At 70.3% G+C, this 15,641-nt stretch carries 12 protein-coding genes and 1 pseudogene; 10 read left to right on the top strand and 3 right to left on the bottom strand.

Going from position 1 to position 15,641, the window contains the following annotated elements; genetic code table 11:
* Window positions 1-134: 134 nt before the first annotated feature.
* Both lpdA and sucB read left to right on the top strand, forming a co-directional pair.
* Entirely contained in the window at window positions 135-1,523 is a 1,389-nt protein-coding gene (lpdA, locus tag STROP_RS16630) for a dihydrolipoyl dehydrogenase (protein WP_043158841.1), read from the top strand.
* 66 nt (window positions 1,524-1,589) lie between these two features.
* Window positions 1,590-3,419, top strand: coding sequence for a 2-oxoglutarate dehydrogenase, E2 component, dihydrolipoamide succinyltransferase (gene sucB / locus STROP_RS16635; protein ID WP_012014531.1), 1,830 nt, complete (start codon window positions 1,590-1,592; stop codon window positions 3,417-3,419).
* Window positions 3,420-3,472: 53 nt separating this feature from the next.
* Here the strand turns inward: sucB and STROP_RS25805 are convergent.
* Window positions 3,473-3,574, bottom strand: a pseudogene (locus tag STROP_RS25805) (GntR family transcriptional regulator); the annotation flags it as partial.
* Between the two features lie 457 nt (window positions 3,575-4,031).
* Between STROP_RS25805 and STROP_RS16645 the strand changes: the two are divergent.
* On the top strand, window positions 4,032-6,215 hold the full coding sequence (locus STROP_RS16645; RefSeq protein ID WP_012014532.1) for an FUSC family protein: 2,184 nt from the start codon (window positions 4,032-4,034) through the stop codon (window positions 6,213-6,215).
* Here the strand turns inward: STROP_RS16645 and STROP_RS16650 are convergent.
* Complete coding sequence (locus STROP_RS16650) at window positions 6,212-6,580, bottom strand: MerR family transcriptional regulator (RefSeq protein WP_012014533.1); 369 nt, start codon at window positions 6,578-6,580, stop codon at window positions 6,212-6,214. The genes STROP_RS16645 and STROP_RS16650 overlap by 4 nt on opposite strands.
* 130 nt (window positions 6,581-6,710) lie before the next feature.
* Here STROP_RS16650 and STROP_RS16655 point away from each other — a divergent pair, with 130 nt between their 5' ends.
* The 4 genes from STROP_RS16655 to lipB all read left to right on the top strand — a co-directional run bounded on the left by STROP_RS16655 (window position 6,711) and on the right by lipB (window position 11,318).
* Complete coding sequence (locus STROP_RS16655) at window positions 6,711-7,718, top strand: aldo/keto reductase (protein ID WP_012014534.1); 1,008 nt, start codon at window positions 6,711-6,713, stop codon at window positions 7,716-7,718.
* A 45-nt stretch (window positions 7,719-7,763) separates the two neighbouring features.
* Complete coding sequence (locus tag STROP_RS16660; protein WP_012014535.1) at window positions 7,764-8,675, top strand: TIGR01777 family oxidoreductase; 912 nt, start codon at window positions 7,764-7,766, stop codon at window positions 8,673-8,675.
* A 102-nt stretch (window positions 8,676-8,777) separates the two neighbouring features.
* Entirely contained in the window at window positions 8,778-10,601 is a 1,824-nt protein-coding gene (locus STROP_RS16665; RefSeq protein WP_012014536.1) for a DUF6311 domain-containing protein, read from the top strand.
* Window positions 10,602-10,676: 75 nt separating this feature from the next.
* The gene (gene lipB, locus STROP_RS16670; protein ID WP_012014537.1) at window positions 10,677-11,318 is read left to right on the top strand and encodes a lipoyl(octanoyl) transferase LipB; all 642 of its coding nucleotides are present in this window, start codon (window positions 10,677-10,679) and stop codon (window positions 11,316-11,318) included.
* A gap of 18 nt (window positions 11,319-11,336) precedes the next feature.
* Here the strand turns inward: lipB and STROP_RS16675 are convergent, their stop codons facing one another.
* A complete protein-coding gene (locus tag STROP_RS16675; protein WP_238380238.1) occupies window positions 11,337-12,065 on the bottom strand; it encodes a hypothetical protein in 729 nt (242 codons plus the stop codon).
* 49 nt (window positions 12,066-12,114) lie between these two features.
* On the opposite strand from STROP_RS16675, the gene lipA reads away from it, so the two are divergent.
* From lipA to STROP_RS16690, 3 genes are all read left to right on the top strand, one after another.
* Window positions 12,115-13,164, top strand: coding sequence for a lipoyl synthase (lipA, locus tag STROP_RS16680; protein WP_080516639.1), 1,050 nt, complete (start codon window positions 12,115-12,117; stop codon window positions 13,162-13,164).
* A gap of 58 nt (window positions 13,165-13,222) precedes the next feature.
* On the top strand, window positions 13,223-14,833 hold the full coding sequence (locus tag STROP_RS16685) for a hypothetical protein (RefSeq protein ID WP_012014540.1): 1,611 nt from the start codon (window positions 13,223-13,225) through the stop codon (window positions 14,831-14,833).
* 95 nt (window positions 14,834-14,928) lie between these two features.
* Window positions 14,929-15,618: a DUF4191 domain-containing protein gene (locus STROP_RS16690; RefSeq protein WP_012014541.1), complete on the top strand. Its 690-nt coding sequence runs from the start codon at window positions 14,929-14,931 to the stop codon at window positions 15,616-15,618.
* Window positions 15,619-15,641 lie beyond the last annotated feature (23 nt).

Raw genomic sequence — 15,641 nt, forward strand, 5'->3', positions numbered from 1 at the left:
TACGTGTCTCGGACGTGTCGTTGGGCACCTCGCTACCCGCGTCGGGCGTGGTGGTGACAAGATGACCGAGGTGGGGTGTGTCCGCATTCCCCCACCGTGACCCCCGATGCAACCAGGCGACCTGGGAGTTGGACGTGAGCGAGCCGAACGAGACCTTCGACATCGTCATCCTCGGAGGTGGCAGCGGTGGCTACGCGGCGGCGCTGCGCGCCGCCGAGCTGGGCCTGTCCGTCGCGTTGGTCGAGAAGGGCAAACTTGGCGGCACCTGCCTGCACAACGGCTGCATCCCGACCAAGGCGTTGCTGCACGCCGCCGAGGTCGCCGACCAGACCCGCGATTCGGAGCAGTTCGGCGTCAAGGCCGAGCTGGTTGGCATCGACATGGCGGCGGTCAACTCGTACAAGGACGGGGTGGTCGCTCGGCTGTACAAGGGTCTACAGGGCCTGCTGGGCGGCGCGAAGAACATCACCATCGTCGCCGGCGCCGGCCGGCTGGTGGCACCGAACACGGTCGAGGTCGACGGCAAGCGGTACACCGGCCGCAACGTCATCTTGGCCTCCGGCTCATACGCGAAGAGCCTGCCCGGCCTGGAGGTCGACGGCGAACGGATCATCACGAGCGACCATGCGCTGGTGATGGACCGGGTCCCGGCGTCGGTGATCGTGCTCGGTGGTGGGGTCATCGGGGTCGAGTTCGCCAGCGTGTGGAAGTCCTTCGGGGTGGACGTCACGATCATTGAGGCGCTGCCCCGGCTGGTCGCCGCCGAGGACGAGGAGTCGTCGAAGGCGCTGGAGCGGGCCTTCCGGAAGCGGAAGATCAACTTCAAGGTCGGCAAGCCGTTCGAGAAGGTCGAGAAGACCGACAGCGGCGTCCGGGTGACCATCGCCGGCGGCGAGGCCATCGAGGCCGAGCTGCTGCTGGTCGCCGTCGGTCGGGGACCGAACACCGCTGACCTCGGCTACGAGGAGCAGGGCGTCCGGATGGACCGGGGTTACGTGCTGACCGACGAACGGCAGCGCACGAACGTACCGAACGTCTACGCGGTCGGCGACATCGTGCCCGGCCTCCAGCTGGCGCACCGCGGCTTCCAGCAGGGCATCTTCGTCGCTGAGGAGATCGCCGGAGAGAATCCGGCCGTCATCGACGAGTCCGGCATTCCTCGGGTCACCTACTCCGACCCCGAGCTGGCGTCGGTCGGTCTGACCGAGGCGAAGGCCAAGGAACAGTACGGCACCGACAAGATCAAAACCTACAACTACAACCTGGGCGGCAACGGCAAGAGCCAGATCCTCAAGACGACCGGCTTCGTCAAGCTGGTCCGGGTCGAGGACGGCCCGGTCGTCGGCGTGCACATGGTGGGTGCCCGAGTCGGTGAGCTGATCGGCGAGGCCCAGCTCATCTACAACTGGGAGGCGTACCCCGCCGAGGTGGCGCAGCTCGTGCACGCCCACCCGACCCAGAACGAGGCGCTGGGTGAGGCGCACCTGGCCCTCGCCGGCAAACCGCTGCACGCGCACGCCTGACACGACAACCGCGGCGTCCGGCGACGGGCGACGATCCCATCAGGGGAATGAAGGAGTCTGGAGAAAATGCCGGTATCGGTCACCATGCCCCGGCTCGGTGAGAGCGTCACCGAGGGCACCGTCACGCGCTGGCTCAAGCAGGAGGGCGACACCGTCGAGGTCGACGAGCCGCTGCTCGAGGTGTCGACCGACAAGGTGGACACCGAGATCCCGTCCCCCGCGGCCGGCGTGCTGACCCGCATCGTGGTCGGCGAGGACGAGACCGCCGAGGTCGGCAGCGAGCTGGCGACGATCGGCGATGAGGCGTCGGGCGACAACGGGGCGACGGGCGGCGGCGAGGCCGAGTCGCGGCAGTCGGCGCCCGAGCCCACCGCCGCCGCCGAGGGCACGGGCCCGGAGCCGGAGCAGGAGCAGGAGCAGGAGCAGCCGGCTCCTGCGCCGTCGGGCGAGGGCAACCCGGTGACGATGCCGGCGCTCGGCGAGAGCGTCACCGAGGGCACGGTCACCCGCTGGCTCAAGCAGGTCGGCGACACCGTCGAGGTCGACGAGCCGCTGCTCGAGGTGTCGACCGACAAGGTGGACACCGAGATCCCCTCGCCGGTCGCCGGGACCGTCCTGGAGATCACCGTGGCGGAGGACGAGACCGCCGATGTCGGTGCGACGCTGGCGGTCGTCGGCACGGCCGGTGCCGCGGCGAAGCCCGAGCCCGAGGCGAAGCCCAAGCCCGAGGCGAAGCCCAAGCCCGAGGCGAAGCCCGAGCCCGAGGCGAAGCCCGAGCCCGAGGCGAAGCCCGAGCCCGAGGCGAAGCCCGAGCCGAAGGTCACCGAACCGACCCCGGGCGCCTCCTACAACGAGCCGGCGGCCGAGACCGAGAGCGCCTCCGACCCGGCGAAGGCAGAGCAGGCCGCCGCCCCCTCGGCGCCCGCCTCCCGGCCGGCGACGACCGGCGGTACGGAGAACGCCGGCTACGTCACCCCACTGGTCCGCAAGCTCGCCGGCGAGCACGGGGTTGACCTCTCCACGATCAACGGCACCGGCGTTGGTGGCCGGATCCGCAAGCAGGATGTGCTCGACGCGGCCGAGCAGGCCCGCGCCGCCAAGGCGGCTCCGGCCCCGGCGGCGCAGCCCGCCGCCCCCGCGGCGAAGCCTGCTGCCCGGCCCACGCCCAGCAGCAAGCGGGGTACCACCGAGAAGCTGCCACGGATCCGCGCGACCATCGCGAAGCGGATGCACGAGTCGCTGCACGAGATGGCGCAGCTCACCACCGTGGTCGAGGTTGACGTCACCCGGATCGCCAAGCTGCGGGCGCAGGCGAAGGACGCCTTCCAGCAGCGGCACGGCGTAAAGCTGTCCTTCCTGCCGTTCTTCGCCCAGGCGGCCGTCGAGGCGTTGCAGGCCTACCCGATCGTCAACGCCCAGATGGACCTGACGGCGGGGAAGATCACCTACCCGGAGGCGGAGCACCTCGGCGTCGCCGTGGACACCGAGCGCGGCCTGATGGTGCCGGTCATCCACAACGCCGGCGACCTCAACCTGGGTGGCATCGCCAAGCGGGTCGCCGACCTCGCCGAGCGCACCCGCACCAACAAGATCAGCCCGGATGAGCTCGCTGGTGCGACGTTCACGCTGACCAACACCGGCAGCCGGGGTGCCCTCTTCGACACCCCGATCGTGCCGTCGCCGCAGTCGGCGATGCTCGGCACGGGTGCCGTGGTCAAGCGCCCGGTCGTGGTCAACGACCCCGACCTGGGTGAGGTCGTGGCCGTCCGGTCGATGATCTACCTGGCCCTCTCCTACGACCACCGACTGATCGACGGTGCGGACGCGGCCCGCTTCCTGGGCACGATCAAGGAGCGGCTGGAAGCCGGCAACTTCGAGGCCGAACTGGGCCGGTAACACCCGACCCGACGACGCAGGGCTGCCCGGTTTCCGGGCAGCCCTGCGTCGTCTCACGGGTCAGGCTGCTCCGCGACGAACACGCCGACGCCATGGACACCCTCGACGAACCCTTGCGTCTGAGGCACCAGGATCGCCTGACGCGCGACCGTCTGCGGCAACCGGGCTGGCCACTTCGTGAAACGCGCCCGACCGCCTGCCCGGACCGGCACGCGTCTATCCCGACCGAACCACCACCGCCGAGGCCGCGAAACACCCGCTGGCACGACGAACCGACCCAGGCCAGCCCACAGGTGGGGGCGGGCCGGGCGGTTGACCCTCGCGCAGGCCTGGCGGGCTAACGGTGGGCACTGGTGACGAAACATCCGCACACGCCACTGCGGCCACTCTGGCTGTGCCGACGATGCGCCGCACCGTGGTCGTGCGGCTCCGCCCGGCTGACGCTACTGCGGGAGTACGCCCCCGATCGGGTGGCGTTGCTCGTCTACCTGGGTGCGCTGCGGTACGAGGCGACCGAACAATTGCACGCGCTCAACCCGCGGGAGACGGTAGTCAAACCCGCCTCCGCTCGAATACCAGCTTCCCGGGCAATCCGATCGATAGTCTGCACGAGTGTGGTCGTGGCGTGGTGTCCGGAACTGGCTTCAGCAGCGGGACCCGGACTACTGCCTCGCCCGCCGTGCGGCACGACTGACCCTCGTCGCCTGCCTCGTCTTCTACGGCTGTCGCTACGGCCTGGACAGCACGCCCATGGCGACATACGCGTTGTTCGGCACCATCGCCTCCGGCGTGTTCACCCAACTGCCGGGACGGCCAGCCCAGCGGGCGCGGACGCTACTCGCCGCACTGCCGATCATGTGGATATTGATCGCCGCCGGCACGATGCTGGCCGCGAACACCTGGGCCGCCACGGCCGGCATGCTCGTGGTGGGGTTCGCCGTCGCCGTCGCCGGTGTCAGCGGGCCTCGGATAATCGGCCTCGGCGGTGCATTTCAGATCTTCTACATCCTGGCCAGCTTTCCGCCCTACCAACCCGACAGGCTGCCGGAACGGCTCGCCGGCGTGACGCTCGCCATCGGACTGGTGGCCGTGGCCGAGGTGACCCTCTGGCCCGGCCCCGCACCGGTCACCTTCGCACAGCGCCTGGGCGCCGCCACGCGCCGTACCGCCTCGTACGTCGCCGCGCTCGCGGATGTGCTGGCCGGGCAGCCGGGCGCCGAGGAGGAAGCATGGCGTCGCCACGCCCGGGCAGTCAACGCCGTCGAGCAGGCTCGGATGTCGCGGCTGTCCCCGACTGAGCGGGCGACGTCGGCAGGCCGCCGCGACCACGCGCTACGAGACGCGTCCATCGGCCTGCGCCAAACACTGCGGAGCGCCGGTTGGCTGCTGCGAAACGAGGCGGCGACCACGGACAGGGAATCGGCAGACCTGCTGCGGCGATGCGCGGCGTCTCTCCGTCGCTCGGGTGACACGCTGGTGGGAACGGAGCCGGCCTCCCCCCGAGCCGTCCCGACAACAGAACATCGACGCCCGGAAGCATGGCGGTCGGCCACGGCTGCCCAGCTACGGGTTGCCGCGAGCGTAGGGATGCTGGCGCGGCATGCCGACTTCGTCGCCACTGCCGTCAGGATTGCCGACGGTCACGCCGACCCGACGCATCCGCCGGCTGGCCCGGACACGTTCTGGTATCTGCGTCGCAGCCTTCCGTCGCTGTACTGGCAGCGGCTGCGGTTCCACCTCACCCCGCGTTCGGTCTCCTTCCAGCAGGCGCTCCGGCTCGCCGTCGCGCTGGCCGCCGCACGACTGATCGCTGGAATACTGGATCTGAAGCACGGCTTCTGGGTGCTCCTGGCCATTCTCACCCTCCTGCGGACGTCTGCCGCGGACACTCGGGCCACGTTCCGCCTGGCGCTGACCGGAACGCTCGTCGGCGCTTCTGCCGGGGCCCTGTTACTGCTGGTGTTCCCCGGACAGGAGACATATGTGGCGATCCTGCCGCTGACGATGCTGTTGGCCCTGGGTGTGGGGCCGTTGCTCGGACTGGTCTGGGCGCAGGCGCTGCTGACGCTGCTGCTGATCACCGTCTTCGCTCAGCTCACCCCAACCGACTGGCAGCTAGCCGGGGTCCGTCTGCTGGACGTCCTGATCGGGGCGACCATCGGCGTCGTCGCTGGCACCCTCATCTGGCCACGCGGTGGCGGTGGCGAGCTCCGCCACCGCGCGTCCGCTCTCCTCGACGTCGGCGCGCACGCGATCGAGGAAACCGTCACGACGTTGGCGGAACGAGGCGGAAGGCGGCATGCGGTCCAGGCGACGCACCGGGCGCAGGCCTTGGCCGACGCGTCGTTCTGCCAGTACCACCTGGAAAGCCGCGACCCGGAACCGTCCGACGTTGACTGGGAAGCGGCGCTGGTCGCCGGGCATCGCATCGTGCGTGGCGCGGAGGCACTCCTCATCGGTGACCGACCCGGAACGCTGGCAGCGAGCTGGCCCGCACCCACTGCCCGACTCGTGCGCCGAGCCGAGTGGCTGCGCTCCGCGTACGCCGATGTGGCCAGCCACGTACCGCAGGGCCACCTCCAGCAGGTGGCGCCCGTTCCGACAGCCGCGACGGGTGTCGTGGAGCAGGTCCACCGGATCATTCAGGCCGGCGAACGGCGGGCCGACGTCCTGCGCCTGATCGAGGTCGACCTGTGGCTGGCCGACCTCGGTCGATGTCTCAACCGAGTCCCCGTACCGGAGCGGCGGTCCGAGGGGCACCGAGCGCCCGGATCGTCGAAACCGTCGGGCAGTTAACACGGACGTAGGTGTTGGTCGTAAAAACGGATCTTGGCCTGTAGGTGATCGTACTGACGTTGAAGCAGGTCCATCCGCTCTTCCACCCGCCCAGCGTGCCGCTCGAGCAGTGCCTGGCGCTCCCCCATGGTGTGCGTGCCCTCCCGGACCAGCTCGGCGTACCGGCACATCTCAGCGATCGGCATACCGGTGTCGCGCAGACAGCGGAACAACACCAACCAACCCAGGTCGTCATCGGTGAAGACGCGCTGCCCGCCGGAGGTGCGGCCGACCTCGTTGAGCAGGCCGATCTTCTCGTAGTACCGGAGCGTGTCGAGACTGAAACCGCTGCGCCGCGCGGCCTCGGAGGGTGCGTACCCGGACATGCTGGCAGCCTAGAGGAACCTCGTCGGGTGACGGGTGCCTCGTCGTGCGTCCACACATCGACCCCTGCCCCTCGGCAGGACTCACCTGGCACTTGACCTGGAGTGCACTCCAGGTTGGAGGCTAGCCCGCATGACATTGACACGGACACTGGGTCACAGCGGAATCGAGGTCAGCGCGATCGGAATGGGTTGCTGGGCGATCGGCGGGCCGCTGTGGGGCGACGGCGGGCAGCCGTTCGGCTGGGGCGACGTCAACGACGACGAGTCGATCCGTACCATCCACGCCGTACTCGACCATGGCGGGACCCTCTTCGACACCGCCAACAACTACGGCGCCGGGCACAGTGAGCGGATCCTCGGCCGCGCCCTCACCGGCCGCCGGGACCAGGTGGTGATCGCCACCAAGTTCGGCAACTGTTCCGAGGAGGCGACCCGCCGATGGACCGGGACCGATCACAGTCCGGAGCACGCCGTAGCGAGCCTGGAGGAGTCGCTGCGCCGCCTCGGTACCGACTACGTCGACCTCTACCAGTTGCACCTCAACGAACTGCCGACGTCCGCCGCGCTCGACCTGGTCGACACACTGGAGGACCTGGTCAGCAGCGGCAAGATCCGGGCGTACGGTTGGAGCACCGACAATCCCGAGTCGGCGGCGGCGTTGGCCGCGACCGGACCGCACTGCGCCACCGTCCAGCACGACCAGTCGGTGTTGGCGGACAACGCGGCGATGCTCGCCGTCTGCGACACGTACGACCTGGCGAGCATCAACCGGGGTCCACTGGCGATGGGTCTACTCACCGGCTCGAACCGGGAGGTCGGTTCCGACGACATTCGCGGGATGGCTCCGCCGTGGCTGGTCTGGTATTCCGACGGCCGACCTACGCCGCAGTGGGCTCAGCGCGTGGCGGAAATCCGGGACGCGCTCACCGCCGACGGCCGTACCCTGGCCCAGGGCGCGCTGGGCTGGCTGCTGGCCCGCAGCCCACGGAGCGTCCCGATCCCGGGCTGCCGCACCGTCGCCCAGGCAGCGGAGAACATCGGCACGCTCACCCGTGGTCCGCTCCCTGCGGACACGTACGCCGAGGTCGAGCGTCTGCTGGCAGATCTTCGGCAAACCCAGGCCGAACCGGTCAGGTGACCGACTCAACGCATCTGTCGGCCACCTGTATCCGACAATACGAGCATGCGGATTCTGATGGCCGGTGCGTCCGGCTTCCTCGGCACCCGGCTGGCCGACCGGCTCACCGCGGACGGGCACCACGTAACGCGGCTGGTTCGTCGGCCGCCGCGCGACGCCGACGAACGACAGTGGAACCCGACCGCGGCGCAGCTCGACCCGGCGGTGGTGGCGGAGGCGGACGCCGTGGTCAACCTGGCCGGCGCCGGCGTCGGTGACCGCCGGTGGAACGACGCCTACCGGCGGGTCATCCGCTCCAGTCGTGTGGACACCACCACCACCTTGGCGATCACGATCGCCGGGCTGCCGGCCGCTGACCGCCCAGAGGTGCTGGTCAACTCGTCGGCGGTGGGGTGGTACGGCAACACCGGTGACCGGGTTGTCGACGAGGAGGCGGCGGCCGGTGAGGGCTTCCTGGCCGATGTCTGCCGGGTGTGGGAGGCCGCGACCCGGCCGGCCGAGGACGCCGGGGTACGCGTGGTACGGCTACGGACCGGGTTGCCGCTACACCGCGACGGCGGCCTACTCAAGCCGCAGCTGCTGCCGTTCCGGCTCGGCATCGCGGGTCGACTGGGCAGTGGCCGGCAGTGGCTGCCGTGGATCGCGATGGTGGACTGGCTGGACGCCGCCGCCCTCACCATCGGGCGGGCCGACCTCGCCGGCCCGGTCAACGCGGTCGGGCCGGCACCGGTGACCAACGCCGAGTTCACCCGAGAACTGGCCCGGCAGTTGCACCGTCCGGCGATCATCCCGATCCCGGCGCTGGCGCTGAAGGTGGCCCTCGGCGGCTTCGCGCAAGAGGCGCTGACCAGTGCTCGAGTCCTGCCTGGGGTGTTGACCCAGGCGGGTTTCGACTACCGCCACCCGCATCTGGCCAGCGCCCTGAACGCCGCGCTCGCGGCGGAGCCGGATCGATGAGCGGCGGCCCGGTGCAGGGCAGCACGACAGCGACCGGCATTAACGGGCTCTTCCTCGCAGGTCTGACCGGCGTCTCCGGATCCGGTTGGTAACGTCCGCTGCGTGCCGACCTCGCCGTCCGTGGTGTCCACGCCGACCCCACCCTCCCGCGTTCACCGTAACCGTCGGGCAGATCTGATCGTGGCGCTCGTCGCGCTCGCCCTCGCGGTGTGGGTGACCAGTGGGCTCTGGCGGGACCCGAACGGTCGCACGATCATGGTCAACTCCAGCGATCAGGCGCTGTTCGAATGGTTACTGGCCTTCGGCGGGCATGCCCTCACCCACGGGCAGAACCCGCTCTTCACCTACATGATCAACATGCCAGACGGGGTCAACCTCGCGGTCAACACGTCGATCACTGTATATGCAGCGCTCTTCGCGCCGCTGACGTACCTGATCGGACCGCCAGCCACCTTCCTGGTGATCCTCACGCTCAACCTCGCCGCCACCGCGATCGCCTGGTACTGGCTACTCAACCGCCAGTTCGCCCGCAGCCCGCTCGCCGCCGGGCTGGGTGGACTGTTCATCGGCTTCTCCCCCGGCATGGTCTCGCACGCCAACGCCCACCTGAACTGGACCGCCGGCTGGTTGGTCCCGCTGTTGATCTGGCGCGCCTTCGCGCTGCGCCGAAGCGGGCACCGGGTCCGCGACGGCGTTATCCTCGGCGTTCTGGTCGCGGTGGCGTTCTCCATCGCCGCCGAAGGGCTCTTCTTCACCGCGCTCGCCCTCGGCCTTTTCGTCGTCGTCTGGGCGCTGCACCCCGCCAGCCGCGCCGAAGCACGCGCGGTGTTGCCGGGCTTCCTCGGGGGGCTCGCGGTAACCGCGCTGGTGGCCGGGTTACTCCTGGCCTACCCGCTGTGGCTGCACTTCGCCGGCCCACAACGCTTCGACGGCACCGGCTTCGACGCGGTGATCCACTCCGAGGACATCGCCGCGTACGCCGCGTACCCTCGACGCTCGATCGCTGGCGAGGCGGGGCTACGGACCGGTCTCGCCCCGAACCCGACCGAGGAGAACTCGTTCTTCGGGCTACCGCTGCTGCTACTCGTCATCGCCGCCTTCGCGCTGCTGTGGCGGCGCGTCCAGCAGGCGCCCCAGCGGGCCACGCTCTGGGCGCTCGGGGCGGTGGCGGTGGTCTTCACCGTGCTGTCGTTCGGGCCGCAGGCCACGTTCGACGGCCACCGCTTCGACCTGCCGATGCCCTTCGACCTGTTGGCTCACCTACCGGTGGTCAACGCCGCGTTGCCCGCCCGGTTGGCACTGGTGGTGGCGCCCGTGATCGGGGTGCTGCTCGCGTACACGGTGGATGCGCTACGGGCCGAACCTCCGCGGTCCCGGCCGGCCCGGCTCGCCTGGCTGGCGGCGTTCGCCGTGGCGCTGGTACCGCTGACGCCGACCCCGCTGCTCACGATCGAGCGGGAGCCGATCCCGCGTTTCTTCACCTCCGGCGCCTGGCGGGACTACGTCTCACCGGGCGGGGTCCTCACGCCAATACCACTGGCCGTGGATGTGTACCCGGACGGACAGCGGTGGCAGGCGCACGTTCTCGCGGACCGGCAGGGCGAGTTCCGGATCCCGTCCGGGTTCTTCCTCGGCCCGGGCGGTCCGGACGGGCGCGGCCGGATCGGTCCGGTGCCCCGGCCACTGAGCGCCATCCTCGACGAGGCCGCCCGCTTGGGTGCGGTGCCGATCGTCACCGAGGGGACCCGGGAAGACGTCCAAGCTGACCTGCGGCACTGGCAGATCGAGACGGTGGTGCTCGCGGACCAGGTGCACGGAGCGAAGTGGGCTGTCGATGAGGAGGCCCTTCTGGAGACCGCCACCGAGTTGTTCGGTGAGCCGGAGCGGGTCGAGGACGTCTGGGTCTGGCGGGTCTCGCCCGGCTGAGCCGTGGGACGGGCGTACCGGGTGAGTCGGATCACGAGCCGAGGTGACCGACGGGTACGGGACTAGGCTGGTCCCGTGACCACGACTACCCCGGACCTGACCATTGTCCGCGCCGGCACTCTCGGCTACGAGGCCGCGTGGGAGGAGCAGCGCCGGCTGCACGAGTCGGTGGTTGCCGACGAGCGTGGCGACGCCGTGCTGCTGTTGGAGCACCCCAGCGTCTACACCGCGGGCAAGCGCACCGAGCCGTGGGACCGGCCGATGGACGGCACCCCGGTCATCGACGTCGACCGCGGCGGAAAGATCACCTGGCACGGTCCGGGTCAGCTCGTCGGGTATCCGATCCTGCGCCTACCCAACCCGGTCGACGTGGTCGCGTACGTGCGCCGGGTGGAACAGATGCTGATCGACGTCTGTGCCGAGTTCGGGCTGGTGGCCGGCCGGATCGAGGGGCGTAGCGGAGTCTGGGTGCCGGCGGATGACCGCGGGCCCGCGCGCAAGGTCGCCGCGATCGGCATCCGCGTCGCCCGCGGCGTCACCCTGCACGGCTTCTCGCTGAACTGTGACTGCGACCTGACGTACTACGACCGGATCGTGCCGTGCGGCATCAGCGATGCCGGGGTGACCTCGCTCGCGGCCGAGCTGGGCCGACCGGTGACCGTGGCGGACGCCCTTCCGGTGGTCGAGCGGCACCTGCCCACCCTCATCGAACCCTGAACCCAGCGCGTGGGTCGCTCAGGCTGGCCGACGCCGGATCCACCAGAGCGAGATGAGCGACAGGGCGGCGGCCAGTGTGATCAATATCCCGAGTTCCCGCCACTGCGCCAGCCAGAAGTTCCCTGCTGGCACGTAACGCTCCTCCTGCAGCAGCCGCTGTGCGCCCAGCCACTCCCGGCAATCCGGGGTGCACTTTTCCTGGTCGGTCGGCCCGCGATACTCCGGTCCACCGGGCGTGGTCACGATGGTGTTCGACAGCTGCCACGAATCAGCTTCGCTCGGCCAGGCTTCGACCTTGGTCACTACGTCGTTCATTCCCTCGATCATGCCGACACGCTCGGCGGTCAGCGCGGTGACGCGATGTACGGGTTCGGCGATCAGCGGGCGTAGTTCGACGGCGCCAACCTGTGCCGCCACGACGAGTGCCAGGGTCACCGCCACAGCGGCCAGGGTCTTGCGCAGCATCAGTCCGACGGTCCCCCCGAGGGCGAAGGCGAAGATGGCGTAGCCGATCGGCACCACGCCGCGGGTGGGGAAGACCAGCGGGGTCACCGAGCTGGCCTGGGCCAGGGTGGCGTGGGCATCGTCGATGGGTTGCGCCCAGCTGGTCAGGGCGAGGCTGAGCACACCCGCGACGAGTGCGGCTGCCAGGCCGCCGATCGACAGCTTGACGAGCAGCCAGCGGCGTCGGGAGCGTGGTGGTCTCGGTAAGGGTGCGCCGCTCCGCAGGGAGCAGCTCTTCGGCACCGCCGCGGCCCGGCGCCACGGTGTCCGGGGTCACCGCGCCAACGACGTGATGCCCGTCGCCCAACATGCATCGACGGCGAGCGACGGGCGTAGGCTCGACTTCGTGACGATCGAGCACTCCGCGCCGACGACCACTCAGGCAGCGCGTACCGCGACGCCCGCTCCCGAGGGGCGGCGTCTCCTGCGGATCGAGGCACGCAACGCTGAGACGCCGATCGAGCGGAAGCCACCGTGGATCAAGGTCAAGGCCAGGATGGGCCCGGAGTACACCCAGCTACGCGGGCTCGTCACGCGGGAGGGGTTGCACACCGTCTGCCAGGAAGCCGGCTGCCCGAACATCTACGAATGTTGGGAGGACCGGGAGGCCACCTTCCTCATCGGCGGCGACCAGTGCACCCGCCGCTGCGACTTCTGCCAGATCGACACCGGCAAGCCGGCCGAGTTCGACGCCGACGAGCCCCGCCGCGTCGGCGAGTCGGTGGTCTCGATGGGGCTGCGCTACGCGACCATCACCGGAGTCGCCCGCGACGACCTGCCCGACGGCGGCGCCTGGCTCTACGCGGAGACCGTCCGGCAGATTCACGCCCTCCGGCCGGGCTGCGGTGTCGAGCTGTTGATCCCCGACTTCAACGCCGTCCCCGAGCAGCTCACCGAGGTCTTCGGAGCGCGGCCGGAGGTACTTGGACACAACGTCGAGACCGTGCCGCGGATCTTCAAGCGGATCCGGCCGGCGTTCCGCTACGAGCGGTCCCTGGACGTGATCCGGCAGGCCCGCGCCGCCGGCCTGGTCACCAAGAGCAACCTGATCCTCGGCATGGGCGAGGAGCGTGCCGAGATCTCCCAGGCCCTCCGTGACCTGCACGAGGCGGGCTGCGAGCTGATCACCATCACGCAGTATCTGCGCCCCTCCCCCCGCCATCACCCCGTCGAACGCTGGGTCAAGCCGGAGGAGTTCGTCGAGCTCCGGGAGGAGGCCGAGGAGATTGGCTACGCCGGCGTGATGAGCGGGCCGCTGGTCCGCTCGTCGTACCGCGCCGGCCGTCTCTACCAGCAGGCCCGCGCGGCTCGCGGGGACACCACGGTCGACATCCTCAGCTGACCGATTCCGGGGCGGGGTCGCCGCGGCTCCCGCCAGCCCGAAATGCCATGATCTGCCCATGGCCATTGATGCCGGCGAGCGGAGCCGTGTCACGTCACGGGCCGCCCGCTGGTCCCGACTGCCCCATGCGCTCGCCGGCACGGCCCTCGTCGCCGGAGTGGGCTACCGCCTTCTCCTGCTGCTGACCAACACGCCCCCCACAAACAGCGACGAGGCGACGATGGGGCTCGCCGCCCTGCACATCGGACAGGGGCAGGAGTTTCCGATCTGGTTCTACGGCCAGGCGTACATGGGGACGCTGGAGGCGTACCTGGCGGCACCACTGATCGCGCTCACCGGCCCGTCGACGCTGGCGTTACGTCTTCCCACCCTGGCCCTGTACGCCGTCTTCGCCCTGCTGGCCTGGCGACTCACGCTCCGCCTCACCGGGGACCACTGGTACGCACTACTGGTCACCGCGCTGCTCGCGTTCGGCTCCGACCGAATCGTGAAGAACCAGCTGATCGCCGGTGGCGGGTACCCGGAGATGAATGCCGCCGGGATGGCGCTCGCGCTGCTCGCGTACGACCTGGCGGCCGGCCGGCCCCGCCGACGACTGGTCCGCTGGACCGGATGGGGGTTCCTCGCCGGGCTGATGGTCTGGGTGGATCCACTGGTCCTGCCATACGTGATCGGCACCGGGGTGGTGCTGGTGGCGTTCCGGTGGCGGGAGCTCACGGGGCGGGCCGGCGCGCTACTCGGCGCCGGCGCACTGGTCGGGGCGGCGCCGCTGCTGCTGGACAGCCTCGTCACCGGACGCAGCCCGTTGACCGCGGTGCTCGCCGCCAGCGGCGCCGGGCAGTCGGCCAGTTGGGCGGAGCGGCTCTCCGGAGCGCTGGTACTCGGCCCGGCACTGGGCATGGGCTTCTGCTCCCCCGGTGCCTGTGCGGGCTGGCAGCTCTGGTGGTCCGCCGCCCTGCCGCTGCTCCTGCTCGCCGCCGCTGTGATCGCGTGGCGGCAGCTCCGGGGATACCGGCAGTCCGCGCCCGCCCCGGACGGCAGCCGCCCGCTCGCGAACGCGATCACGGCGGCTCTCTCCCTCGCCCTGGTCGCGGCGGCCGTGGCGACGTTGGCCAGCTACGCGACGAGCAGCGCCGCCGGGCGCACCCCGGTGGAGAGTTCCCGGTATCTGTCCTGCCTGCTCATCTCCGTACCGGTGCTGCTCTGGCCGGTGTGGCGCGTGGCCCGACAACGGTCGCCGAGGCTGCCGGGTCTGGCTCGCGCCGCCGCGATCGGGGTGCTCGCCGGGACGCTCGGGACGGCTGCCGTCGCCACCGGGACAGCGCTCGCCACCGTGCCCAGCTACCGGACCGCGGAGGCCCAGCACGCCGAATTGGTCGCGACCCTGCGGACGCTGGACGTGCGGCATGTCTACGGCGGCTACTGGACCTGCAATCGCCTGATCTTCGCCAGCGCCGAGGAGATCGCCTGCGCCGTCGTGAACGACGATCTGGGTCCGGGTCACAACCGCTACCCGGCCTACCGACGGGCGGTTGACGCCGCCGCCAGCCCCGCCTGGATCGCACCGGACGGTTCGCCGCTGGCGGCCCGCCTGGACGCACAGGTGCGCGCCGACGCCCTCACCCTGCGCCACATCCCCGGCTGGCGCCTCTACCTGCCCCACCGGTAGGGGACGGACCTGCTCAAGGCCACCGAGCGGCTGCCGACCACCATGACCAGTACGCCCGGGCCGCGCGAGATTCGTCGACCACTAGACTTGGGGGCATGGCAAAGCCCCAGGAGAAGGTCTCGTTCGGCCAGCGACTGAAGCAGATCGGGATGGTGTTTCGGTTCACCGCCAAGCAGGACCGGTGGTTCGCGCCCCTGGCCTTCGCCGCGGTGGTCATCCCACTCGCGTTGACCGTGGTGGCGTTCTTCGTGTGGGGCTGGCTCTGGATCCCACTGGGCATCCTGGTGACGCTGCTCTCCCTGCTGATCGTGCTCAACCTGCGATCCAACCGGGCGATGATGAACGCCGCTGAGGGTCAGCCGGGCGCGGCCGCGCAGATCATCGAGAACATGCGCGGCGACTGGCGGGTCACCCCGGCTGTCAGCTCGACCACGCAGATGGACATGGTGCACCTGGTCATCGGCCGTTCGGGGGTGATCCTGCTGGCGGAGGGGAACCCGCAGCGGGTGCGCAGCCTGCTCGGTCAGGAGAAGCGTCGGTTGGCCAAGGTGATCGGCTCGGCGCCGCTCTACGACTACGTGATCGGCCAGGAGGAAGGCGAGCTGCCGGTCCGAAAGCTGCGGATGACCCTCATGCGGTTGCCGCGCAAGCTCGGTCGCCGGGATATCAATGCGCTGGACAAGCGCCTCAAGGCGCTCAGTGCCCGCCCGCAGCTGCCGAAGGGTGCCATCCCGAAGAACATGCGTCCTCCGAAGGGCGCCTTCCGCCAGGCCCGCGGTCGCTGACCTGCCGCCACCGCGGCGGAACG

Source organism: Salinispora tropica CNB-440, assembly GCF_000016425.1.
Lineage (GTDB): Bacteria > Actinomycetota > Actinomycetes > Mycobacteriales > Micromonosporaceae > Micromonospora > Micromonospora tropica.

What these genes read in the sequence shown, in the direction of transcription:
- sucB (WP_012014531.1), top strand. Translation starts at nt 1,590, where the DNA reads ATGCCGGTATCGGTCACCATGCCCCGGCTCGGTGAGAGCGTCACCGAG.
- STROP_RS16650 (WP_012014533.1), bottom strand. Translation starts at nt 6,580, where the DNA reads ATGTCCGGGTACGCACCCTCCGAGGCCGCGCGGCGCAGCGGTTTCAGT.
- STROP_RS16655 (WP_012014534.1), top strand. Translation starts at nt 6,711, where the DNA reads ATGACATTGACACGGACACTGGGTCACAGCGGAATCGAGGTCAGCGCG.
- STROP_RS16660 (WP_012014535.1), top strand. Translation starts at nt 7,764, where the DNA reads ATGCGGATTCTGATGGCCGGTGCGTCCGGCTTCCTCGGCACCCGGCTG.
- lipA (WP_080516639.1), top strand. Translation starts at nt 12,115, where the DNA reads ATGCCCGTCGCCCAACATGCATCGACGGCGAGCGACGGGCGTAGGCTC.
- STROP_RS16685 (WP_012014540.1), top strand. Translation starts at nt 13,223, where the DNA reads ATGGCCATTGATGCCGGCGAGCGGAGCCGTGTCACGTCACGGGCCGCC.
- STROP_RS16690 (WP_012014541.1), top strand. Translation starts at nt 14,929, where the DNA reads ATGGCAAAGCCCCAGGAGAAGGTCTCGTTCGGCCAGCGACTGAAGCAG.